Source organism: Bacillus sp. BR3(2024), assembly GCF_039134555.1.
Lineage (GTDB): Bacteria > Bacillota > Bacilli > Bacillales > Bacillaceae_G > Bacillus_A > Bacillus_A cereus.
The window spans coordinates 4,138,376-4,159,879 of record NZ_CP152433.1 but is presented as its reverse complement, the minus strand read 5'-3'; the positions used below and the strand labels follow the sequence as shown (position 1 = coordinate 4,159,879).

Below are 21,504 nucleotides of genomic sequence, written 5' to 3'. Positions count from 1 at the left end.
ACAGGCTTCTTTTTTATTATTTAGTAAACACGTTTTCGATTTTCTGCATAACTAGAGATGAGTAATAATGCAGTTTCTTCTCCTATATTACGAACAATATGAGGAACGCATGCATTCCATGAGAAAGAATCACCTTCTTCTACAATTGCAATATCTTCACCGTGCTGAACTTCTAATTTTCCGCGTAATACAAGGTGACATTCTTCCCCTTCATGGGCATTTGGTGAATTTTCTTTCGGGAATCCAGTAGGGATTTCTACTAAAGATAGGCGAAGGCCCCCTTGCTCCGCAACATGTTCAATTCTTTGCTCATCTTTGCCGTATACACTGTATTTCCGTTCTTCTTTTTTGACAATTTGTAATCGATCTTTTTGCTCTAACAATAAATAGGGAAGGGGAACGTTTAAAAAATTGGAGATCGTTTCTAAAGTTGAGATAGATGGTGATGTTTTATTATTTTCAACCTGACTCATAAATCCTTTAGAAAGACCTGTTCCCTCACAAATTTGTGCGATTGTTATGCCCCTACGTTGACGAATTTCACGTATTGCAGAACCAATATTCATAAAATCAAGCTCCTTTTTGTAAACAACTATTTGTATCATAGCAAAAAAAATATATTTTTTCCCAGTGAAAATGAATTGACGAATAAAAAAAATTAGTGTATGTTTTGTAATGTAAATAAAAGTTTTGTATAAGAAAACTATAAAGGAGAGAATGAAATGAATCAACATATTGGTAACTTAATTATTCGTATCGTGTTAGGGGTAACATTCTTCATGCACGGTTTAACAAAATTCCAATCAGGAATTGACAATATTGCAGGATGGTTTACAAGTATTGGTTTACCAGGAGGACTTGCATACGGTGTAGCAACGTTTGAATTAGTTGGAGGTCTATTATTAATTCTAGGTTTAGGTGTAAGATATATTGGATTATTATTTGCACTTGTTATGGTTGGAGCAATCGTAAAAGTGAAATGGTCAGCTGGTTTATTGGGAGATGGAAAAAATCCTGGTTTCGAATTAGAACTTGCATTATTAGCAATGGGTGCATACTTATTTGTTGCAAAAGCTGATGGCTTTGTAGATAATTTCTTAAAAGAAAAAATGTCAAAGAAGAACTAATTTAAATGGGGGGGCTAACAAGATGAGTTTTCAACTTCATCCCGATACAACACTTGATGTTGTTCATTTATACGTATCTAATGTAAAGAAATCACTAGAGTTTTATACGGAAGTACTAAGTATGAAGGTGCTAAGAGAAGAAGAAGCAGTCGTTACATTTGGGAATGAAAATGATGAACCACTTCTTATCATTGAAGAAAAGAAAGAAGCTTTTCCGAAGCAAAGAGGAAGAACAGGGTTATATCATTACGCAATTTTATTACCAAGTAGACAGGTTTTAGCGAATGTTCTTCGTCATCTTGTAGAGATGGTATATCCACTACATGGCGGAGCCGATCATTACTTTAGTGAAGCTCTTTATTTAGCTGATCCAGATGGAAACGGGATTGAAATTTATCATGATCGACAAAAAGAAGTTTGGCGTGATGAGAATGGAGAACTCCCATTTGTTAGTAACCCGTTAGCTGGTGAAGAATTATTACAGCAAGGAAGTACATGGAATGGCTTTCCAGCTGGTACTGTGATGGGGCATATTCATTTTCATGTAGCTGATTTAGAGGAAGCGAAACGTTTCTATGTTGATGGTCTTGGTTTTGAAGTAACGATCCCAGCTCGTAATGGAGCATTGTTCGTATCAGCAGGTGGTTATCATCATCATATCGGTTTAAATACGTGGCAAGGTGAAGGGGTACCACCGCAAATGCCAGGTTCTGTTGGTTTAAAATATTTCACAATTGTACTAGCGGATGAAAAACAAAAAGAGCAAGTATGTGAAAGCTTAAAAAATATTGGCAAGATTGCTACGTACAAAGATGGAATATTACAAGTCGAGGATCCATTTGGACATTGTATCCATTTCAAAATAAAAGGAGAAGCCTAAAAAGGCTTCTCTTTTTTATTTTCTTATAATTGCATTTTCGTTTTGTAAAAATAGTTCGTCAAATTGTTTTGCAAGCTCAAAATCTAGTTTCGTTAAACCTTTTGCATTCCAAGATGACAAAGTAATAATAACTGCTTTATACTGGATAAGGATAAATGGATGGTGATTATGTTCTTCTGATAGTTTGGCGGCTTCAGAGACAAATTCGACTCCTTTTAAGTAGTCGGAAAACATATATTTTCGTTCAATCCATTTCTCATCTTTTACCATCCATTTATCTACCTTCAATAATTCCTCGTGAACTTCTTCTTCAGTTAATCTTAGCATCATTTTTCACATCCTTTACTGGAAGTAACGCAAGACCATTGTTAATAAGGCGTGTTACAGCTTCGTCAGTTGTGAAAGTAGAAAGTTGATGTAGTAATGCTGCAGATGTTTCATGCCCTTTGTTATGCTCTAAAAGTAACTCTAATACTTCAAGGCGCAGCAACCATTCTTTCGCATAAAATTTATTTAATACTTCTTGAATTGCTACTAATTGATCGATATGCGCGTCGTGTAAAATCCCCTCACTTCGAATATCTCGAACTGTTTGATACATACGTTCAAGTTCATTCAGTACAAGTGGAGCAGGAATTTCGTGAACTTCTTCATCCATTGGGAAAAATGCTGCGGCATCTGCGGCACCTGGGAATACTGAAGTGATTTGTGAGCCAACAGCCATATCAAATGCGCCCCATGAAGCATCAAATAAAACGCGGGCGTTATAAGTAACTGTGCAATCGATAAAGGAAATAAGAGCAATTTTCTTATCGTTTTTTACAATATCTGTTACTGTTCCTTTTACATGAATACCACTTGCAAAAGTAAACTCAGCGATAGTTCCAATTGTAATTCCTAATGATTGTAGTTGTTCGTCTGTACAATTTTCTAATGCAATATTTTCAGTGAGTAATCCAATCGGTGTTCCAAATCCGTCACTGTGTACAGAAGTAGAATGATTTGCTAACTGTTTATTATGAAGCGCTAATGCCGTTGGCGAATTTGTTCGCATGTAAATTAATTCACCTGCATCGTTTTCAATTGTCTCGCTAAATGTACCTGTAATTTGTAATCCACTATTTAGCTCAGCTGTTGCATAGTTCTCAGAGCGAATTGCTTTTTCTAAACCTTCTTTTCCACCTGTTTTAAAGGCCATTGTTTTAGAAAATGTTTCAAGCGCATCTGTTAATTCTTCAAAGGATTCACAAACAAATAGTTGTGGTTGCATTTTTGTTACGTCATAAGTTGTCCCTATACATGCTTCGATAGAAAATGGAACCTTTTCTACAGCGTCTGTTAAGCAATGTTTGCTTTCGCCAACAGAAGAAAGGAGACCAGCACCATATATCTTTGGATCATCTATATTTCCGATCAATCCATATTCTACTGTCCACCAGAAAAGACGTGAAATTTGTTCAGCTTCTGATAAACCAGAAACTAAGTTTTGTTTTTCAATTACAGCATTTTCAGCAGCCTTAACTTCATCAGGAGTAGAAGTAGGGCTTTCTTTCACTATCGTTAATGTACGAACAGCTTCAAATGCATCATGTTCTTCTTTTGTAGAGAAAGCTTTTGCACCAATTTGCCCAAAACGTTTCACATATTTTGCATATGTAGGATCAAGTAAAATCGGTGCGTGTCCTGCGGCTTCGTGTACAATATCTGGAGCTGGTGTGTACTCGATATTTTCTACTTTCCGAATATCTGTTGCGATCGGTAGTAATCCGTGTCCTTGAAAATCGAAGAATGCTACGCCGGGAATAAGTCCGTCAATCGTTACAGCGCCCCAGCCACTTGGTGCCAAACACTCATTCATTTCTTCTACTTTTGGAATTGCATCTATATTAATACCAGATGATTGTAGTCCGTTCACATAGGCTGGATGAGCAACGTCTTTTAAGAAGCTATGATTTTGTCTCATAATGTAACGCCACACAGCGTGATTCACCGGTGTGTATTGATCATAATGTTGTGTGGATACGAATGGTTTTAAATGCGATGGAATTTCTGTTTTCTTTGTCATTTAGACATCCTCCTTTTTTTCTATAAAATTGAATATCGATTTCGTATAGCTTGTATCACCTCCCTTCATTATTTGTAAGCGCTTATAAAATTTTATCATAAGATTCGGAATTATTTAACATCTGTTTCTGTGAGAAATAGAAAAAGCCCCTATCGGAAAATCCGATAGGGGCGAAAGAATCGCGGTACCACCCTATTTGTAAGTGAAAATATACTTACATCTCAATTAATGATAACGGAAAAATTCCGTCTTTTCCTTCATGCATAAAAGCACTACGAAAAAGAAGCTCCAGAATTGTAATTCATACTTATATATGTGCTAATTTCCACCGACCATTAGCTCTCTGTAACAGGGATATAAGATACTACTGCGATTCTTTCAACGCGTATATATGAAATTGTGTAAGAGGATGGACGCAAAAAAGTCCCTATCGGAAAATCCGATAGGGACGATAAAAATCGCGGTACCACCCTATTTGTAAACAACTAATTGTTTACCACTCACTTTACGATAACGGAAAGATCCGTCTTTCTCTTCATGCATAAAAAGCATTACGGGAAAGAAGCTCCAGAATTGTAATTCACGCTTGTATATGTACTGATTCGCACCAACCATCAGTTCTCTGAGACAGTGATATAAGTCGCTACTAGTATTCCTTCAAAGCCGATATATAATTCGTTCAACTAAACTATGTTTTGTATTATAAAACTATATTAAAAAAATTGTCAACAAAAATTTTTTATCCCGTGTTAATGAGCAGTAAAATTCCTACCTCAAAATTCGGTTGGAGCAAAGAAGTGAGATGGGAGATTAACTGCCCGTAACTCCCGATTGGTGAAGGCTAATAATCAGTGGGGATGAACGAAATCTCCACTGATTAAAATTTTACTTTATTTCACTTCTAAATTAACAGTTAAATTAGAGGTATTGCCAGCTGCATCAGTTGCTACAATGTGAATAGTATTTTTTCCTTCTTGTAATTGAGTACGATCGAAATAAATGTCATAGCTTTTCTCCCAAGGGTTCAGGAATGCCTGGTCCCATACACCATTTCCGTTAATTTCATATTGCATTCTCACTGGAATACCAGGTGCTATCCAACCAGATTCTGACATCCAATCTAGTAGAATATCATCAACTTTTCCTTTAATTACGAGATTTTCTTGGTCAACTTCGTATGTTAACTTAGGTGCAGTTCGATCAAGAAATACAGCAGCTGTTTGTTTTGTTTCTCCGCCAGAATTAGAAGCAACTGCTTCGATTTGATATAGCCCGTCAGCTAAAGGAGTGCCATCGGCTTTTGTACCATTCCATTTGAAAGGTTTGTATCCAGGAGTTGCATTTTTAGCTTGATGGATAATCCCTTGATACGTTACACGTTCTTTCGTAACTAAATTTGCATGCAATGTGACATCATCCACAGGCGCAACTAAATAGTAGTTGATGAGATTATCATCTAGTACGTGGTCGCCATTTGGGCTAAAAGTAGAATTAATAATTTCAAGTCCATCGATACGTTTATAATCTTTAGGATCGATACTAAATGTGAATGGAATTCGAATTTCTTCTTTTGCCCCTTGTTCTTTTACATATACATTTCCAGTATACACACCTTGTGGTAGTGAGCTATCTACAGTGATAGTAAATGGTTTTTCGGTACTACTATTTGGTTGTATGCTAATAGATGAAGGGACAGAAGCTTTTACTTTTGTGTTTGTGTTTGCATCTAGTAACTCCACACGAGTTGAAAAACTTTTCTTTTTACTAGAAAGGTTTTGTAATGTAACATTTTGCGTCAGTTTTACTTTTCCGCTATTTGGCTTAATAAGACCAAAGCTGACATTGTTAGGTTTTACTAATACATTTGTTTGAGCTGCTTTCGGAATGTTAATTAAACCTGATCCTTGTGCCATAACAGGGTATGTATTTTCATTGACATCATGTAATGTTTTTGCATTGTTAGCAAGAGCCGCTTTCAATTGTTCTGTCGTCCAATCAGGATGCATTTGACGCAAGAGGGCAACCGCTCCAGCTACTTGCGGAGCAGCCATACTTGTTCCGTTATGCGATTCATAGCCGCCTCGAGGTACTGTACTAGTAATTTGTACTCCAGGTGCAACAACATCAGGCTTTATTAGCCAACTTCCTTGTGATGGTCCTCTTGAACTAAAGTTACCGATAAGTTCTGTTTGCTTTGGTTGTCCAATTTTTATATTTTTCTTTCGTTTTGTAATTAAAGTTTTTAATTCTTCCCCATTTGTATTTGATAATTGCATTACTGGGACAGCTAGATGTTCACGTGAAAAATATTCCGGCATCATATTAATTTCTTTTTCGCTAGAGATTAATAACACACCAAGTGCCCCAGCTTGCTTCGCTTGTTCTGCTTTTACTAATGTACTAGAAGTACCTTGTAAAATAAGTGCGAATTTCCCTTTCACATCTTGTTTTGCATAATCACTTGGATTGCCATAACCAACGTATACAAGAGGGGAATCATTTCCTATTGGAAAATCGGATTTTGATAACGGTAACCCTTGATATGTTTTGCTGGAACCAGCTACTTGGAATGTTGGAAACGGGATAGAAACCGTAGATGCTCCAACAGAAATGACACTACTTGCGTTACCGGGAGCATCAACAGACCAAGGTTTTGGTCCGTCATTTCCATTTGAAACGACAGTAGTAACACCAAGTTTCGCTGCTCGTTCTAACGTTAATGTTACAGGCTGATCAGGTACATTTAAATCCTGCCCAAGGGAGAGGTTTAACACATCCGCACCATCTTGAATCGCTCGCTCAATCCCTTGGATAATATCATCTGTTGTACCAGTTCCACCGTCATTCATTACACGATAGGCTAGAATAGAAGCGTTTGGAGCAACGCCTTTAATTTTTCCGTTACCAGCAATAATTCCAGCTACATGAGTACCATGTACGTTACCATCCATTGGATCGCTATCTTCATCAACCGTGTCATATCCACCGATATAATTTGCCTTTAAGTCAGGGTGTGTATAGTCTACGCCAGAGTCGATAATGGCTACTTTCATGCCTTTTCCATCAAGCGGTTTGCCAGATGGATCTTTTAAATTCCACGCTTCAGGTGCACCAATTGTCGGTCCACCGATATTTGGTGCTTCTTCGTTAGTAGTACTTTTTGATATTTCATGCAATTTATATGTTAAGTTCGGATAGACTGCTTTTACTTCAGGTAAAGAGGCAAGAGAGGTAATTTGATCTCCAGGAACTGAAATAGAGAATCCGGAAAATAACGTATTATACACTTCTTTAATTTTTGCACCAGGTGCTTTTTCTTTTATTTTCTTAGTCGTATCTTCTTGTGCTTTTTTGAGCTCAGCATGATAAGACTGCGCATTACTATTTTGTAAATCTGGAGCATGCTGAATATTACTTTGAGCAGCGAGAGGTGCATGTTGCAATTCTACAATTACTGATATTTCTTTTGTTGTTTTCGTTTCAACATTTTGAGCAATTTTATGTTCTCCCCACTGTTCAATCGTTGTTTTTAATTGTGGACTAAATTGCTTCTCCTTTTGTAGTGATTCAGCATGAGCGCTTAAAGCTCCAAAACTAGAAAAGACAAGCGCCATGCTTAATAGTGTAGATGTAGTTTTTTTCATTGATACTCCCCCTAATAAAAAGTGCCAATATTCAGAAATGTAATCTTACATTTTAGTTAGAACTTATACATATAAATGTTGGCTAAACTATACTTTCGACATAATTCATACCAATCCTCTATGAATTGAAAATTTCTTGGGGAATTTTTTCTGATTATGTCGAATCGATATTTTTCACATATTGTAGGAAGAAAGTGAGGAATGCTATGAGGGAAATGGAGTGATGGTATGAAAAGGCTAATAGTAAGTGGTAGTGTAGTGTTGTTTATGTTTTTATGTTCTATCGCTATTACTAGCGCAGAAAATAATAGTGTGAAAGTTGCTTTTATTCGTCATCATAACCTTTGGATTAAAGTTGATGGGAAAGAAAAACAACTTACAAAAGGAGAGAACATAACAGGGCCAAAGTGGTCACATGATGGAGAATGGCTGGCATATGTAAAAGGGGAGAAACAAAATATTCTTGAGTTATATCGGCTGAAAGATGGAAAGAAAGTTACGCCGTTTCACTCAGAAGCATCGAATTATCAATGGTCACCAACAGAAAATATAATTGCATTTATATTTACAGGTACATTACATACATTTGATGTAGAAAAAAAGAATGCAGATTTTGAAAATGTATCGGCTGGTGTAGGGGATTATGCATGGTACCCCGATGGAAAGAACTTTCTTGTATCCTCTGAAGCGCACTTACTTCCAACAGGATGGACAGGGGCTCAGCTATATGAAGTGCAAAAAGATGCACATATGAATCCTCACAAAATGAAGCATTTGTATGCATTGCCAAATGAACACGATGATTTCCTAGCGCTAGTAGCAAGTGGCTTTAAGTGGTCACCAGATCAAAAGTGGATTTCATTTTTAGCAGTACCGACAGCTTCATGGTCAGTTGATAGTAATACGCTTTGCTTAGTTCGTGCAAACGGCAGTCGGTTTGAAAAAGTAGATCAAATGTTATTAAACGCACAATGGTTTCAATGGGCACCATCAAAAAATATATTAGCTTATATTGAAGGGAGCGGAAGAGTTGCATTAGAAAATAAACATTTAAAAGTAAAGGAATTGCCAGCACTTCAGCAGAACATATTTACGCTGAAAGGATATGTTGATTGGGATTTTGTATGGAAGAACGATAGAGTAATTATCGTTTCACGAGCAAAAGAGGCAGGGATAGAAACTCCACCAGAAAAAAGGCCACTACCATCTTTATATGAGGTCGATAGTACAAGTAATGCACAGCATCAAATCACAAAGAAAACGAACAAGCAAGGGGATTACCACCCGATCTTCATGAAGAAGAGTAATCAATTAATTTGGATACGTTCAGACCGTAAGAAAGCGGATGTATGGCTTGCTCATAAAGATCGGAAGCAGGAAAAGAAGTGGATTGAAAATATAGATGTACCAGCGTGGTATTATGAGAAATGGAATTGGGGAAATGTTATCTCGGTGAAAGAAGAATAAAAAACTGCCTAAAAGATTGTTTTAGGCAGTTTTTTACTGTTATTTATGTGTTTTATTTGGCTTTTTTTTCGCTGGGTTTCCGTTCCCTTGGCGCTTTCTATTTTGTTCATCTTTTGCTTGTTTTTCATGTAGTGTATCTAAAAATTCATTCGAGTTACTCATGTTTATATCTCTCCTTTCATTTTGTCATGATTACTATAACCATTTAGGAGGATAATCATGAGTTAGAAGTTAGGCACTTAATTTTCTTCGATAATGTAAGTAAAATATTCCATACATAACAAATAGCATGAGTAAAACTTGTAACTCTACATTTGCCTTTAAAATAGCTGCGATAGGGTCTGGTAAGTACGGTGAGTTATCATTTGTGCTTAAACCTAACCATTTATTTAAGAGGCTAATGGTACAAAACATAAAAACACCGGACCAGCTTGCCGTAATTGCTTTTTGCTTAATTTTTGTTTCACGTTCATCATCTGTAATCCAAGGATTAGCAGTTTTATCCCGCATTAACGGGCAGTAAGACCCCCACCTCAAAATTCAGCGGAGGCAAAGAAGTTAGGTGGGGATCAACTGTCCGTAAAAGCCCGATTGGTTCAACTAATAATCCGTGGGGGGATGAACAAAACCCCCACGGATTAAAGTTTCACTTTATCACTACTAAAAAATCCATTTATGTATCCCCATATAATCATTCCAATTAAGATGGTTATCCATTTTATATTTTTTGATTCACTTCTCCCTTGTAAAAAGTGTTTTACATATCAGTTTTTCATATAGCAGGAATAAAGTATGAGATAGGGAAGAAATATGTAAGAGGATTTCATAATGAGAGGAGGAAGGGGATGAAAATCGTCTTTGTTCGGCACGGGGAAGGAGAACATACAAGGGATTTGCCATCAAGTTTAAAAGTGCTTCATCCGCCATTGACGGATGAAGGAAGGAATCAGGCTAAATTACTTCAATGCAATGTGCCATTACAAGAGGCGGATATATTAATTGCTAGTCCTACACTTAGAACTTTGCAAACGGCGACAATATGGAGTGCGAAAGTTGCTTGTCAAAAAATCGTTCATCCATATGTATCTCCGCGTATTTTTCCTTATCGAGAAGAAGCGAGAACATTACCGTGCGATTATATAGTAGATCAGGGAATGATAACAAAGTTATTTCCGCATTTTTCGATAGAGAAAAGCTCAAATAATCAGTTATGGAAGGAAGGTATAAACACTATTTCAGAGAATAGTTTTCAGCAAATAATAGATAAATTTCTTCTTTGGTGTTATGAACTGGGTGCGGAAAGAATTTGCATTGTATCTCACGATGGAACAATTACAGCATATAGGCAATATTTACAGAAAGTCGTTTTAACTAGATCAGATTTTTTGAAAGAAACGGGCATATATGAAATGGATTTATCCCATAAAATTCTGATTGATAAGGGCTGATTATAGGATGGGGGTTGTATGTTGAATATTGCATTAGTAGTTGGTTTTAATTCGGATTTAGAGGCGCAATCAATCCGAGCATCTCTTGAATATTTTGGTGCAAGGGTTGTGACATATTGGATTGGTAGACCGAAAGATTTTGTGGAAGTTCTTTCTGGAAGGAACTTATTTAACGATATTAATTATATTATTTTTTGCTTTCATGGTGAAGAAGGGAAGTTTGTCATGGAAGAGTTAGGCGAAGAAGTATATGAACAAGATGAACCGAGAGGGTATTTTGGTACAGAAGAAATTTATAAATATGCAAAATTGCATAATACACATATTGTAAATAGCGGGTGCACGTTAGGGGAGCAAAATCTAGCAAAATCTTTTTTACATAGTGGTGCGAAATCATATATTGGATCGATTGATTATGTAGATGGAAATGCAGCACTTATGTTTACTATACACTTATTTTATGGGGTTATTAACCATGGGAAAACGTTAGAAGAAGCCTTTCAAGAAGCGAGTTTAATTGATGAGGAGACACATACATTTCGATTCTATAATTAGTGTGAAACACGTTTATTCTATATTCGAATAAACGTGTTTCACATTTAACTCACATTTTTTTTACATTTTTTTCAATGAAAATGGTTATCACTTGTGGTATGATATGTTCAAGTTTTTACAGGTAATAAAAGTTACTATATAAACGTTAGTTTTTAATGTTTCATACGCATGTCACAGATTATTCATAATTAACGTTTGAAAAATAAGTAACTAATGTTATTATATTATCTGTAACTAACTTAATTACAACTTTAGGAGGAAGATATGGTTATTCAATTTTTAAGAGAAAACAAAGCAGTTTCTTTTGCATTAGCAGTAATTCGAGTATATCTTGGTTACACATGGTTAATGGCTGGAATCGGTAAACTACAAGGAAAAGGATTCGATGCAACAGGTTATTTGCAAGGGGCAATTGAAAAATCTAAAGGTGCACAACCGGCTGTTCAATCTTGGTGGGCATCATTCTTACAAGAATTTGCAATTCCAAATGTAGATTTGTTTAATACACTTGTAACATGGGGAGAAATTTTAGTCGGAATTGGTTTAATTGTAGGCTGTTTAACAAAAACAGCGGTCTTTTTTGGTCTTGTAATGAACTTTTCCTATATGTTTAGTGGGTCAATTGGTGTGAACCCTGAGATGGTTATCTTATCTATGTTTGTTCTTGTTTCCGGTATGAACGCTGGGAAATTTGGAATGGATGGCTTCGTTATCCCGAAAGTATTAGGATCAAAAACTCCAAAACGCCAAAAGCAAGCTGCTTAATATATGAAAACGGGTATCTCATTTTGAGATACCCGTTTATGTTATTTTTCAACTTTAATCGGATTGTTCTTAAAGAAATCTTTTACATACCCGACAAATTCTTGTGGTTCTTGGCGAAATGGTGCATGATAACCTTTTTCAATAATATGTAAAGTGCTATTTTTTAAGAATTGATGATACGTTTCTCCTTCTTTCCAGGAAACGCTACTATCATTTCTGCCCCATATAATTAAAGTTGGCTGTTTTATTTCATTTGCATTAATTTTAAGACGTCTAGGCCATAATTTCATTTTATTATAATGCTCTTCATCATTACGTTTGAATTTCACTTTGCTTTCATCATAATCTGTAATAGAAGAAACGGCATTTAAATCAGTCGACAATTGTGGTTTTGGTGAGCCTTGTTTATTAACGAATGTATGAGGGCCACCTGTAGCATCAGTTAAAATAAGGTGAGAAACTGCTTCAGGATATAAATATGTTAAATTTAGAGAAATTTCTCCCCCCATGGAATGCCCCAGTATTGCGAATGAATCATACCCTAGTTTTTTCATTAATTTATAATACAAATTTGCATGAGTTGGAAAAGAATAATAAAAATCCATTGGCTTAGATGAGCGCCCGAATCCTAAAGCATCTACAGAAATAATTGTATGATCTTTTGCTAAATCGGAGTAAATCTTTTGAAAACCATCTGATGACCCTCCAAAGCCATGAATCATAAGTAAAGGTGGTTTTTCATTACCAATCTTTTTAAAGTAAATGGTTTGACCATCTATTTCTACCATTTTTTCCTCGGTAGCTAGTTTCGCTGTAATTGTATTTTTAACTTGTTTTACTTGTTCTACTGGCTTTTCTGCTGCACTACATCCTACTAATAGTGTAAGAGTAAGACAACCTACCATAAAATAGCTAAATCGCTTCAATTAGGTGTCTCCTTTCTAACATAACGCTGTATCTATCATAGCAAATAGCATATTACGATTTCCAGGAAGTTGGCTACCATTTTTTATCATAAGAGGTGAAAGGAGCGTTTCTTGGAAATTTTCTGTTTGAAGAAATTGACGAAATGTAAATTGTGAGTGTGGAACATCAATTCGTACTATACCATTCCAACATTCACATATCTTTTTTAATAATTGGATAGCATCTTCTTCTTGCTTGGCGATAAGTGGATTGATACATAATATATTGCCCTTTTGTATGCATAATGAAATAGCTTCTATACAGTTATTTCTTTCAATTTTAAAAGAGTATACGGCCCTTGGTAATAGCAAAGAGTAAAGTAGAGAACGATTCATACCAGTTGCAATTTGATCCAGAGAAGTAAGAGATATAAGGTCTTCTTCTTGTACTTGTTGTAAGTGAGAAGGATACGTCTTAATAGTCTGCTTTTCAAAACGATGAATCGTTGTTGCTGTTTGAAATCCACATGATGTGTATAGAGGTTCGCCAGCTTTTGTCGCAATAAGTGCAATGGGTTGTTTTGGATGAATTTGTTCCAAGCAATGATTTAGCAACATGCGCCCTAATCCGCGTCCTTGAAAATTAGGGTGAACGATTAACATACCAATGGAAGCGAAGTTACTTGGAAAGGGAAATACTCCTCCAGTCGCAATGAGTTTGTTTTCATGAATGTAACCTACAAGTGTGCCGATAGAAAGATACATTTCGAATTGTTTTTTCATAAAAATTTCATCGTGTAACCATCCAACAGATTTGCAAAGATTAAGTAATTCAAAAATAAAAGACTCATTTAGCTTTACTATTTTCATAAAGGCTCACCGCATTTCTATTTATTTTCATAAAAATAGAGTCAAAATGTAAAAAAAGAGATTTACGTTAAATGAAATCCAACTTGTTTATATTTAAATTGTAAAGGGCGGGATGATTGATACAAAAAGACAAAGTTATACAAATTATAACTGATATTTACATAAGTTAACAAAAAATTTACATACAGCTAATTTTCTCTTAATAGTCTTCCATTAAATTTGATAGTGGGAAATGAATAACCTAATTAGGGGGACAAGACAGTGAAAAAGTTTGTGAAAAAAGCATGGCCATTTGCAGTTGTGGCATCATTAGCAGTTACTTCGGTAGCAACATGGAATTTTACTCGTTCTAGTGAGGTTAATGCAGATGAGAACGGAAGCAATGCAAAGATTAAAAATGTTATCGTATTAATTGGGGATGGTATGGGTCCTTCATATATGACGGCTCACCGTTATATGAAAGATAATCCAAAAACCTTTGAAATGGAATCTACAGAATTTGATAAGCATCTTGTAGGAACACAAAAAACATACCCAGAAGATGAACATGAAAATATTACAGACTCTGCATCGGCAGCAACAGCTATGTCAGCAGGGATTAAAACATATAATGCTGCAATTGCAGTTGATAATGATAAAGCGGAAGTGAAAACAGTTCTTGAGCAAGCGAAAGAAAAAGGGAAATCAACGGGACTCGTTGCAACTTCTGAAATTACACATGCAACACCAGCTGCTTTCGGTGCGCATGACATTAGCCGTAAAAATATGGACGCAATTGCAAATGATTATTTTGATGAGAAGATTAAAGGGAAGCATAAAGTAGATGTTATGCTTGGCGGCGGCGTAAAGAACTTTGTTAGAAAAGATCGTAATCTTACAGAAGAGTTTAAGAAATCTGGTTATAGCTATGTAACGGATCGAGATCAATTGTTAAATGATAAAAATGACCAAATTCTTGGTTTATTTGCACCAGGTGGATTAGATAAAATGATTGACCGTAATGAGAAAACACCTTCATTAGAAGAAATGACTAATGCAGCAATTGAGCGTTTGAACAAAAATAAAAATGGTTTCTTCTTAATGGTGGAAGGAAGTCAAATCGACTGGGCTGGACATGATAATGATATTGTTGGTGCAATGAGTGAAATGGAAGACTTCGAAAAAGCTTTCAAAGCAGCGATTGAGTTTGCGAAAAAAGATAAAAATACGTTAGTTGTTGCAACGGCAGATCACGCTACTGGTGGCTTATCTTTAGGTGCCAATGGCGAGTATAACTTTAAAGTAGAACCAATTAAAGCTGCAAAGCGCACACCAGACTTTATGGCAAATGAGATTGCAAAAGGTGCAAATGTAGAAGAAACATTGAAAAAGTATATTGATTTACAATTAACTCCAGAAGAAATTCAAGCTGTAAATGATATAGCTCCGTCAAAAGATGTAACAAAGATTGATAATGCAATTGAAGATATTTTCAATAAGCGCTCGGTTACAGGCTGGACAACGGGTGGACATACAGGGGAAGATGTGAACGTATATGCATTTGGTCCAGGTAAATACTTGTTCTCTGGCGTTCAAGAGAATACAAATATAGCGAAACGTGTCTTTGATATTGTTGGCGGTGGCGATCCGAATAAAGGAAGACGCTAATTAAGAGCGAAAGTGAGGCGAAATGCCTCACTTTTCTTTTTAGGAGTTGGGAATATGAAAAAGTTATTTAGGAAATTAAGATTCCTTCTAGTGTTTGTAGTATTACTAGTTGGATGTCAACAAGAAGAGAATAACGTAGAACAAAAATCTACTACTAAAAAAACTGAGGAAAAGGTACAAATAACAAAAGAAGAAGAGAGATCTATTCAAGATGTTATTCATACATTTGTGCGAACGACGAATGAAAAAAATCTTGCAGAACATATGGAGTTATTTTCAAAGAAGATGCCTAGTGCTGAAGACTTAAAAACACAAAAAGAAGCCGCATTTCAAAAGGGAAATAAGAAAATTGAATTGGAACATATAGATATGAAAGTTAGTAAAGTAGGGTATGTTATTGTTGAAACGAAAGAAAAGGAAGTAGACGACAGTATCACTCTTCAAAAGAAAGTACAGTATGCTCTTGGGAAAGAAGATGATAAATGGAAGATTGAAGAGGTTCGAACGATAGAGAAAAAATAAAGTGAAACTTTAATAAGTGTGGAGTCGTACTTCCCAAAAATGATAGAAAAAAGGTTCTCATTGGCGAGAACCTTTTTTTATAGTGGTAGCATAATTTGATTTGAACATGCCTCAATATCATCAATATCTTGACGAATTGTGGCCATTTTATTATCCAGATCTTCAGCTTTCATTGCTGCATCATGTAGTTCATCTTTTAAATACTCCGGTATTTTCCCTTCATATTTATAATAAAGTTTGTGTTCTAAACTTGCCCAAAAGTCCATTGCCAGTGTACGTAACTGAATTTCTGCAAATACATCTTTTGTACCAGAATTTAGTGATAAAGGGTATTTAATGATCATGTGTAAACTTTTATATCCGTTTCGTTTTGGGTTAGCGATATAATCTTTTACTTCTATGACTTCCATATCTTCGCGTTTTTGAATGACTTCTTTCAAATGATAGATATCTTCTACGAAGCAACATGTAATACGAATACCAATAATATCTTGTAAATGTGTTTGAGCATTTTCAACTGTTGGTAATAAGTTTTTGCGCTCTAGTTTTTTAATAATACTTTCAGGTTGTTTTAGTCTTGTTTTTATATGTTCAAACGGGTTGTAATCCTCTAGAAATTGAGCTTCCCGGTTCATAATTTCAAATTTAGTTTTTAACTCTTCTAAAGCAAATGTATATGGTAATACAAAAGCTTTCCAGTAGTTAACTGTTGATTGATTATATTCCATTTATATACACACCTTTTCCTATTTGCAAGTGAGGTCGTTATTATACTAAATACCAAATCATATAAGCGCAAGCAGCAAATGATGAGATCATAAAGCGATATTTAGTTTTCATACTTTCAACTCCTTTCGAGTAAGATTTTATATTAATAAACATGATTGTTAATAAGTTCACTATGTACAGTTTCTATAGTAATAGATTCGTGTGAATTTCGTATGAACTAATTGTTTCAGCTTTTTGTCTTTTTTGCTGTTAATCATAATTATTATTCGGATTTAAAGTGTTTTTATTTGATTTATCTATTTTTATAAATTAATGTATATTTAAATTTATAGTTATTGAGGAGGATATATGGTGAACTTTGAAGAATTAGCAATTGCTAGACGTTCTGCAATGAAATTTATACAAGGTATAGAAATCCCGGATGAGGATTTTAAAAAAATATTTGAGTTAACTAAGCTTTCTCCATCTTGCTATAATTTGCAGCACACACATTATGTTGTAATTCGTGATCAAGAGCGAAAAGAAAGATTAAAAGAATTAGCTTTCGGTCAATATAAAGTATCGAGTGCATCAGCGGTAGTGCTCGTTTGTGGTGATAAAAAAGCATACCAAAATGTTGAAAATATTTACTTCGGTATGAAAGTTTTAAAAATGATTGATGAATGTGAATATGAAGATACAATTAGGCAAACGAAAGGTTTATATGAAGGAAAAGGAGAGCGTTTCATGGAGGATGAAGCGATTAGAAATGCTTCGTTAAGCGCGATGACTTTTATGTACGCAGCTAAATATTATGGCTATGATACATGTCCAATGATTGGTTTCGATGAAAAAGCAGTACAAAGTGAATTAAATATGCCAGAGCATATAGTACCTGTTTTAATGATTACGATAGGAAAAAGTGATATGACTAAAACTCGCCCACGAGGATATCGAAAGCCGATTAGTGAATTTGTTACATACGAATCGTTTTAATAAAGTGAAACTTTAAATCAGTGGGGGTCTTACTGCCCGTTAATGCGGGACAAAATTTATTTAACTATAAAAAACAAGGGGATTCTAAATGGAATCTTCTTGTTTTTGCAATTGACAAATAGAATGAAGTTTTATAATATATAAATCGTAATCATTACGTTTTAGTTGCAATCTTTGAAAGAAAGGAGAATTAAATATGCGTGTAAATATTACATTAGCTTGTACGGAGTGCGGCGATCGTAATTACATTTCTAAAAAAAATAAACGAAACAATCCAGAACGCATCGAACTAAAAAAATATTGTCCACGATTAAAGCGAGTAACGTTACATCGTGAGACGAAGTAAAAGACTAGAGATATCTCTAGTCTTTTTTTTATAGTTCTTTGGTTTTGTTTGTTATAATTACCTTAAAATGTAATAAAGGGAGCGGTATGATGAATCAAAAAGATAAAGAAAGAAAAGAGCGAGTGGCTCATATTATTAACATTCCAGATGAATATAGTCTTGTTGTAGATGATCAAGAAGGGGTTGATGACCCGTATCATCTATTATGGTGGGAGCATAAAGAGGATCAGGAGAGAACGATACAAATTACATTGAATAGACATACTGGTAATTTAATTGAGTTTAGGATAGATGATGAAAATTCTTTTTCAAGTGGTAAGGAAGCGATAGAGGAGAAGAAGGCAAGAGAGATTGCAAATGCGTTCTTGAAAAAATATACAAAAGAAGGATATGAATTCTATACATATGTAACGGTTAAGGACGACAGGCGTGGTTGGAAAGAAGTAAATTATATGCAAGAAGTGAATAGCTATCCATTGCCGAATACAGGGTGCGTTGTGCGAGTGAACCCTTCAGGTAATGTTGTGCAATTTCATTACAATGGACAAAAAGCTATAGAGAAAAAACCGTTATGGCCAAGTGAAATTGTTGAGGAGAATATCGTTTTAGAAAATTTGAAAGCTAGACAAGATATGAGACTTGTATTTATAGATTTAACATACTCTTCATGTGAGTATGAAAGCGGGGAAGAAGTAAAAGGGTACCATCTTGTATATGAACCAGAGCCTAGTCATGCGTTTATTGATGCAAGTACAGGTAAAGATTTATATGAGCCAGATCATTATAAATTGTCTTCGGCTGTAGCTGTTGGAAAATCGAGAAAAGGTAGCCAACAAGATGATGTATTCGATTTATTTGACTGGAATAAAGAAGGTTTTACAAAAGTAGATGAGACGGAAAATGATGATGAAATAAGGATGAAATTTGTTCCGAAAGAGGAATTACAAAAACAGAAAGAAGAAAAGAATCCGTATTTAATGAATGAATTCTTTAACAAGCATTTACCGTTGTTGAAATATAATAATTTAGTTAGCGTTACAATTGATAAATTAACCAATGAATTAACTGGTTTTATAAAACTGATAGATGATAAAGAAGTAAAGCAAATACTGTCTAGAGAGGAATGTTTACAAAAAGCACTTCAATTTTTAGAACGAGTTATTCCAGATATCAAACAATATCTGCGTCTTTGGGAGGAACGTGAAGAAGCAGAAGATGGGATTGAAAGATTTATCTTTTCTGTATATATAAATGATATTCCGGCAGAGTATAACCAATTTATGATCAACATCAATGCAGAAAATGGTGCTGTTATGCACTACTCGGGGGAGTCTAGCAACTTTATAAAAAAATTACTTACATATGAAACAACACCAAAAGTAACAAAAGAAAATGCGTTAGAAATATACAGAGAGGCTATCAGAGTTAAATTAGAATGGTTTGTAGATCATGATGCAGAGGAAACGAAATACAAACTACTGTACAAACAAACGACAGATGAAAAATATAAAGAACCTTTTGATTGTAGTCGGGAAATTCGTTATATTGATGCCCAAACTGGGAGAAAGATTTGGAGTAAGTAAAATAAAAAGAGTTATTTTTCAAAGAAAATAACTCTTTTTATTTTTATAATTTGCCTGTTCGCTTTTCAAAAGTAAATGTGATAGGAAGATTGGAATGAGAACTATCACTTTTAAATATTACTTTCCATTCTTTAGTATGGGCTTTAATTTCAAAATTAAGAAGATTTATCGCTCTACGTTTATCTATTTCTAAAAACATATTATGAATTTCTGGTTCTTGCTGTAAATTAAGAGCCTTTAGTGTGACTGTAAATGTGAAAAAATTCTGCCCTTCATATACTATTTTTGATATTTTTGTTTTTTGTGTATTTAACAGCACATAAAAACGGTCTGATGGAGTTAATTGTACAGAGTCATCAGTAATTTCATTCTCGCTATTATGAAGTTCAACTAAGAAAGATGTACTATGGGAAGAATCTTTTTTGCTTGTAATCTGTAATTCAGTAGGAATCATCGGTATTTCATAAAAGTCATTCCTTATTATGTTATTGTAATCCTCTGAAAATTTACGGACTTCTTTTGGAAAAGAGTCTTCTTGTGTACTTAAAAAAGTTTTATGTTGCTTTGGAATTTTTTTACTAAAATTTAATGTTTCTTTAAAGTAATAATTGGATCCAGTTAAAAATAAAAAACTACAAATTAATAAAAAAATTCGATACAGATTTTGAAAATGAAAGAACAATAGTATACATGTAATAATTCCAATTACATAGAAAATAAAGATAAGTAGTTCTAGTTTTGAGTGAAACGAGAAACCATAGTTATGAAAAAATTTTATTCCAGTTATAATTTGAGCTCCAAAAAATAAAGAAATTCCAAATTGAAAAAATAATAAATCAGGCCCTCTTTTAATAACAAAAGTAATGAACGAAATGAAAAGTAAAAATACTCCTAAATAAATTGTTACATTTAATAATCGTTCTAATGTAATCATGAATAATGTCCCCTTTAATAGCATATTCATATATAAATAACAATTTTATATAATTATAATATAACAATAAATTATTTTAAATGTTGGAAGTGTTGAGTTTTATAAATAAACTGTACAGACACAAACAACCTCACGCCCACATACACATAATAAAGACCACTATTTTGGCGGAGGTGAAAGGTTTGAGTCTATTCGCCGCAATTGGATATATGGTTCGAGAAGTGTTTGTCTTTGTTTCTTATGTGAAGAATAATGCGTTCCCGCAGCCGTTATCATCAGATGATGAGAGAAAGTACTTAGAGTTAATGGAGCAAGGTGATGCTCAAGCGAGAAATCTTTTAATTGAACATAATTTACGGCTTGTAGCTCATATCGTTAAAAAATTTGAGAACACAGGAGAAGATGCAGAAGATTTAATTTCAATTGGTACGATCGGGCTCATTAAAGCGATCGAGAGCTATTCTGCTGGAAAGGGAACGAAGCTTGCGACGTATGCAGCACGCTGTATTGAAAATGAAATTTTGATGCATTTACGTGTACTAAAGAAAACGAAAAAAGATGTTTCACTTCATGATCCGATCGGGCAAGATAAAGAGGGCAATGAAATATCGCTTATTGATATATTAAAATCAGAGTCTGAAGATGTAATTGATATGATTCAGCTTAGTATGGAGTTAGAAAAAATTAAAGAGTATATCGATATTTTAGACGAAAGAGAAAAAGAAGTGATTGTGAAACGTTTTGGACTTGGGCTAGATAAGGAGAAAACACAGCGGGAAATCGCTAAGGCGCTTGGTATTTCTAGAAGCTACGTATCACGGATTGAAAAGCGTGCTTTAATGAAAATGTTCCACGAGTTTGTAAGGGCAGAGAAAGAGAAAAAAGCGAAAGAGTAAAGTGTATTAGAAGCAGCCATATTTAAAATGGGCTGCTTTTCTTATTGTAAATAAGAAAAGAAAACGCGTTATGCTAAGAAGAAATACATGTTCACTGTTGAAAATGACGGATTCTATCTGTAATATTAGAAGGTGCTAAATAATTT

General features: G+C 34.6%; 22 protein-coding genes, 1 pseudogene and 2 other annotated features. Of the genes and pseudogenes, 12 read left to right on the top strand and 11 right to left on the bottom strand.

What is annotated here, in order from left to right:
- Positions 1–20: 20 nt before the first annotated feature.
- Positions 21–566: an XRE family transcriptional regulator gene (locus V7S45_RS21385; RefSeq protein ID WP_089607639.1), complete on the bottom strand. Its 546-nt coding sequence runs from the start codon at positions 564–566 to the stop codon at positions 21–23.
- 156 nt (positions 567–722) lie between these two features.
- Between V7S45_RS21385 and V7S45_RS21380 the strand changes: the two genes are divergently transcribed.
- Positions 723–1,127, top strand: a complete 405-nt coding sequence (locus V7S45_RS21380) for a DoxX family protein (protein WP_001071553.1) — start codon at positions 723–725, stop codon at positions 1,125–1,127.
- 22 nt (positions 1,128–1,149) lie between these two features.
- On the top strand, positions 1,150–2,007 hold the full coding sequence (locus V7S45_RS21375; protein ID WP_025686961.1) for a VOC family protein: 858 nt from the start codon (positions 1,150–1,152) through the stop codon (positions 2,005–2,007).
- 15 nt (positions 2,008–2,022) lie between these two features.
- Here the strand turns inward: V7S45_RS21375 and V7S45_RS21370 are convergent, their stop codons facing one another.
- The 3 genes from V7S45_RS21370 to V7S45_RS21360 all read right to left on the bottom strand — a co-directional run bounded on the left by V7S45_RS21370 (position 2,023) and on the right by V7S45_RS21360 (position 7,716).
- A complete protein-coding gene (locus tag V7S45_RS21370; RefSeq protein WP_000979538.1) occupies positions 2,023–2,337 on the bottom strand; it encodes a 4a-hydroxytetrahydrobiopterin dehydratase in 315 nt (104 codons plus the stop codon).
- Positions 2,318–4,072 carry an aromatic amino acid hydroxylase gene (locus tag V7S45_RS21365; RefSeq protein WP_000163188.1) on the bottom strand — a complete coding sequence of 585 codons (1,755 nt, stop codon included), beginning with the start codon at positions 4,070–4,072 and terminating at the stop codon, positions 2,318–2,320. The genes V7S45_RS21370 and V7S45_RS21365 overlap by 20 nt, the downstream gene beginning before the upstream one ends.
- 163 nt (positions 4,073–4,235) lie before the next feature.
- Positions 4,236–4,463, bottom strand: a binding site (T-box leader).
- A 50-nt stretch (positions 4,464–4,513) separates the two neighbouring features.
- Positions 4,514–4,742, bottom strand: a binding site (T-box leader).
- A 220-nt stretch (positions 4,743–4,962) separates the two neighbouring features.
- On the bottom strand, positions 4,963–7,716 hold the full coding sequence (locus V7S45_RS21360) for a S8 family serine peptidase (RefSeq protein ID WP_089607638.1): 2,754 nt from the start codon (positions 7,714–7,716) through the stop codon (positions 4,963–4,965).
- A 228-nt stretch (positions 7,717–7,944) separates the two neighbouring features.
- On the opposite strand from V7S45_RS21360, the gene V7S45_RS21355 reads away from it, so the two are divergent.
- On the top strand, positions 7,945–9,183 hold the full coding sequence (locus V7S45_RS21355) for a PD40 domain-containing protein (protein ID WP_025686963.1): 1,239 nt from the start codon (positions 7,945–7,947) through the stop codon (positions 9,181–9,183).
- A gap of 39 nt (positions 9,184–9,222) precedes the next feature.
- On the opposite strand, the gene V7S45_RS21350 is transcribed toward V7S45_RS21355, so the two are convergent.
- The 3 genes and pseudogenes from V7S45_RS21350 to V7S45_RS21340 form a co-directional block, all read right to left on the bottom strand.
- A complete protein-coding gene (locus V7S45_RS21350) occupies positions 9,223–9,345 on the bottom strand; it encodes a DUF4023 domain-containing protein (protein ID WP_000071866.1) in 123 nt (40 codons plus the stop codon).
- A 69-nt stretch (positions 9,346–9,414) separates the two neighbouring features.
- Positions 9,415–9,693 (bottom strand): hypothetical protein, encoded by a 279-nt coding sequence (locus V7S45_RS21345; protein WP_002026353.1) that lies wholly within the window; start codon positions 9,691–9,693, stop codon positions 9,415–9,417.
- Between the two features lie 140 nt (positions 9,694–9,833).
- A pseudogene (locus V7S45_RS21340) lies at positions 9,834–9,905 on the bottom strand (phosphoglycerate mutase); the annotation flags it as partial.
- Between the two features lie 123 nt (positions 9,906–10,028).
- Between V7S45_RS21340 and V7S45_RS21335 the strand changes: the two are divergent.
- From V7S45_RS21335 to V7S45_RS21325, 3 genes are all read left to right on the top strand, one after another.
- A complete protein-coding gene (locus V7S45_RS21335; RefSeq protein WP_025686964.1) occupies positions 10,029–10,631 on the top strand; it encodes a histidine phosphatase family protein in 603 nt (200 codons plus the stop codon).
- A gap of 18 nt (positions 10,632–10,649) precedes the next feature.
- On the top strand, positions 10,650–11,186 hold the full coding sequence (locus tag V7S45_RS21330; RefSeq protein WP_025686965.1) for a hypothetical protein: 537 nt from the start codon (positions 10,650–10,652) through the stop codon (positions 11,184–11,186).
- 264 nt (positions 11,187–11,450) lie between these two features.
- Positions 11,451–11,951 carry a DoxX family protein gene (locus V7S45_RS21325; protein ID WP_000236592.1) on the top strand — a complete coding sequence of 167 codons (501 nt, stop codon included), beginning with the start codon at positions 11,451–11,453 and terminating at the stop codon, positions 11,949–11,951.
- A gap of 41 nt (positions 11,952–11,992) precedes the next feature.
- On the opposite strand, the gene V7S45_RS21320 is transcribed toward V7S45_RS21325, so the two are convergent.
- Positions 11,993–12,877 carry an alpha/beta hydrolase gene (locus V7S45_RS21320; RefSeq protein WP_000819807.1) on the bottom strand — a complete coding sequence of 295 codons (885 nt, stop codon included), beginning with the start codon at positions 12,875–12,877 and terminating at the stop codon, positions 11,993–11,995.
- A 15-nt stretch (positions 12,878–12,892) separates the two neighbouring features.
- Complete coding sequence (locus tag V7S45_RS21315; protein WP_025686966.1) at positions 12,893–13,726, bottom strand: GNAT family N-acetyltransferase; 834 nt, start codon at positions 13,724–13,726, stop codon at positions 12,893–12,895.
- A gap of 261 nt (positions 13,727–13,987) precedes the next feature.
- On the opposite strand from V7S45_RS21315, the gene V7S45_RS21310 reads away from it, so the two are divergent.
- Together V7S45_RS21310 and V7S45_RS21305 are read left to right on the top strand one after the other, a co-directional pair.
- Positions 13,988–15,373, top strand: a complete 1,386-nt coding sequence (locus tag V7S45_RS21310) for an alkaline phosphatase (RefSeq protein WP_000714913.1) — start codon at positions 13,988–13,990, stop codon at positions 15,371–15,373.
- 54 nt (positions 15,374–15,427) lie between these two features.
- Positions 15,428–15,895: a hypothetical protein gene (locus V7S45_RS21305; RefSeq protein ID WP_000732795.1), complete on the top strand. Its 468-nt coding sequence runs from the start codon at positions 15,428–15,430 to the stop codon at positions 15,893–15,895.
- A gap of 77 nt (positions 15,896–15,972) precedes the next feature.
- On the opposite strand, the gene V7S45_RS21300 is transcribed toward V7S45_RS21305, so the two are convergent.
- Positions 15,973–16,623 (bottom strand): GTP pyrophosphokinase family protein, encoded by a 651-nt coding sequence (locus tag V7S45_RS21300; RefSeq protein ID WP_000456219.1) that lies wholly within the window; start codon positions 16,621–16,623, stop codon positions 15,973–15,975.
- 349 nt (positions 16,624–16,972) lie between these two features.
- Between V7S45_RS21300 and V7S45_RS21295 the strand changes: the two genes are divergently transcribed.
- The 3 genes from V7S45_RS21295 (at position 16,973) to V7S45_RS21285 (ending at position 19,528) form a co-directional block, all read left to right on the top strand.
- A complete protein-coding gene (locus V7S45_RS21295; RefSeq protein ID WP_025686879.1) occupies positions 16,973–17,599 on the top strand; it encodes a nitroreductase family protein in 627 nt (208 codons plus the stop codon).
- Between the two features lie 196 nt (positions 17,600–17,795).
- Positions 17,796–17,945, top strand: coding sequence for a 50S ribosomal protein L33 (rpmG, locus tag V7S45_RS21290; RefSeq protein ID WP_001265617.1), 150 nt, complete (start codon positions 17,796–17,798; stop codon positions 17,943–17,945).
- An 89-nt stretch (positions 17,946–18,034) separates the two neighbouring features.
- Positions 18,035–19,528 (top strand): YcdB/YcdC domain-containing protein, encoded by a 1,494-nt coding sequence (locus V7S45_RS21285; RefSeq protein ID WP_342761466.1) that lies wholly within the window; start codon positions 18,035–18,037, stop codon positions 19,526–19,528.
- Positions 19,529–19,571: 43 nt separating this feature from the next.
- On the opposite strand, the gene V7S45_RS21280 is transcribed toward V7S45_RS21285, so the two are convergent.
- The gene (locus V7S45_RS21280) at positions 19,572–20,492 is read right to left on the bottom strand and encodes a hypothetical protein (protein ID WP_002198192.1); all 921 of its coding nucleotides are present in this window, start codon (positions 20,490–20,492) and stop codon (positions 19,572–19,574) included.
- A gap of 152 nt (positions 20,493–20,644) precedes the next feature.
- On the opposite strand from V7S45_RS21280, the gene sigK reads away from it, so the two are divergent.
- Positions 20,645–21,358, top strand: a complete 714-nt coding sequence (gene sigK, locus V7S45_RS21275; RefSeq protein WP_000051382.1) for an RNA polymerase sporulation sigma factor SigK — start codon at positions 20,645–20,647, stop codon at positions 21,356–21,358.
- Positions 21,359–21,504 lie beyond the last annotated feature (146 nt).

Excerpts from the sequence above, each read along its gene's own strand:
- V7S45_RS21300 (WP_000456219.1), bottom strand. The coding sequence starts at position 16,623 with ATGGAATATAATCAATCAACAGTTAACTACTGGAAAGCTTTTGTATTA.
- rpmG (WP_001265617.1), top strand. The coding sequence starts at position 17,796 with ATGCGTGTAAATATTACATTAGCTTGTACGGAGTGCGGCGATCGTAAT.
- V7S45_RS21355 (WP_025686963.1), top strand. The coding sequence starts at position 7,945 with ATGAAAAGGCTAATAGTAAGTGGTAGTGTAGTGTTGTTTATGTTTTTA.
- V7S45_RS21335 (WP_025686964.1), top strand. The coding sequence starts at position 10,029 with ATGAAAATCGTCTTTGTTCGGCACGGGGAAGGAGAACATACAAGGGAT.
- V7S45_RS21380 (WP_001071553.1), top strand. The coding sequence starts at position 723 with ATGAATCAACATATTGGTAACTTAATTATTCGTATCGTGTTAGGGGTA.
- V7S45_RS21280 (WP_002198192.1), bottom strand. The coding sequence starts at position 20,492 with ATGAATATGCTATTAAAGGGGACATTATTCATGATTACATTAGAACGA.
- V7S45_RS21375 (WP_025686961.1), top strand. The coding sequence starts at position 1,150 with ATGAGTTTTCAACTTCATCCCGATACAACACTTGATGTTGTTCATTTA.
- V7S45_RS21305 (WP_000732795.1), top strand. The coding sequence starts at position 15,428 with ATGAAAAAGTTATTTAGGAAATTAAGATTCCTTCTAGTGTTTGTAGTA.
- V7S45_RS21325 (WP_000236592.1), top strand. The coding sequence starts at position 11,451 with ATGGTTATTCAATTTTTAAGAGAAAACAAAGCAGTTTCTTTTGCATTA.
- V7S45_RS21315 (WP_025686966.1), bottom strand. The coding sequence starts at position 13,726 with ATGAAAATAGTAAAGCTAAATGAGTCTTTTATTTTTGAATTACTTAAT.
- V7S45_RS21385 (WP_089607639.1), bottom strand. The coding sequence starts at position 566 with ATGAATATTGGTTCTGCAATACGTGAAATTCGTCAACGTAGGGGCATA.
- V7S45_RS21360 (WP_089607638.1), bottom strand. The coding sequence starts at position 7,716 with ATGAAAAAAACTACATCTACACTATTAAGCATGGCGCTTGTCTTTTCT.
- V7S45_RS21345 (WP_002026353.1), bottom strand. The coding sequence starts at position 9,693 with ATGCGGGATAAAACTGCTAATCCTTGGATTACAGATGATGAACGTGAA.
- V7S45_RS21285 (WP_342761466.1), top strand. The coding sequence starts at position 18,035 with ATGAATCAAAAAGATAAAGAAAGAAAAGAGCGAGTGGCTCATATTATT.
- V7S45_RS21370 (WP_000979538.1), bottom strand. The coding sequence starts at position 2,337 with ATGATGCTAAGATTAACTGAAGAAGAAGTTCACGAGGAATTATTGAAG.
- V7S45_RS21295 (WP_025686879.1), top strand. The coding sequence starts at position 16,973 with ATGGTGAACTTTGAAGAATTAGCAATTGCTAGACGTTCTGCAATGAAA.
- V7S45_RS21350 (WP_000071866.1), bottom strand. The coding sequence starts at position 9,345 with ATGAGTAACTCGAATGAATTTTTAGATACACTACATGAAAAACAAGCA.
- V7S45_RS21365 (WP_000163188.1), bottom strand. The coding sequence starts at position 4,072 with ATGACAAAGAAAACAGAAATTCCATCGCATTTAAAACCATTCGTATCC.
- V7S45_RS21330 (WP_025686965.1), top strand. The coding sequence starts at position 10,650 with ATGTTGAATATTGCATTAGTAGTTGGTTTTAATTCGGATTTAGAGGCG.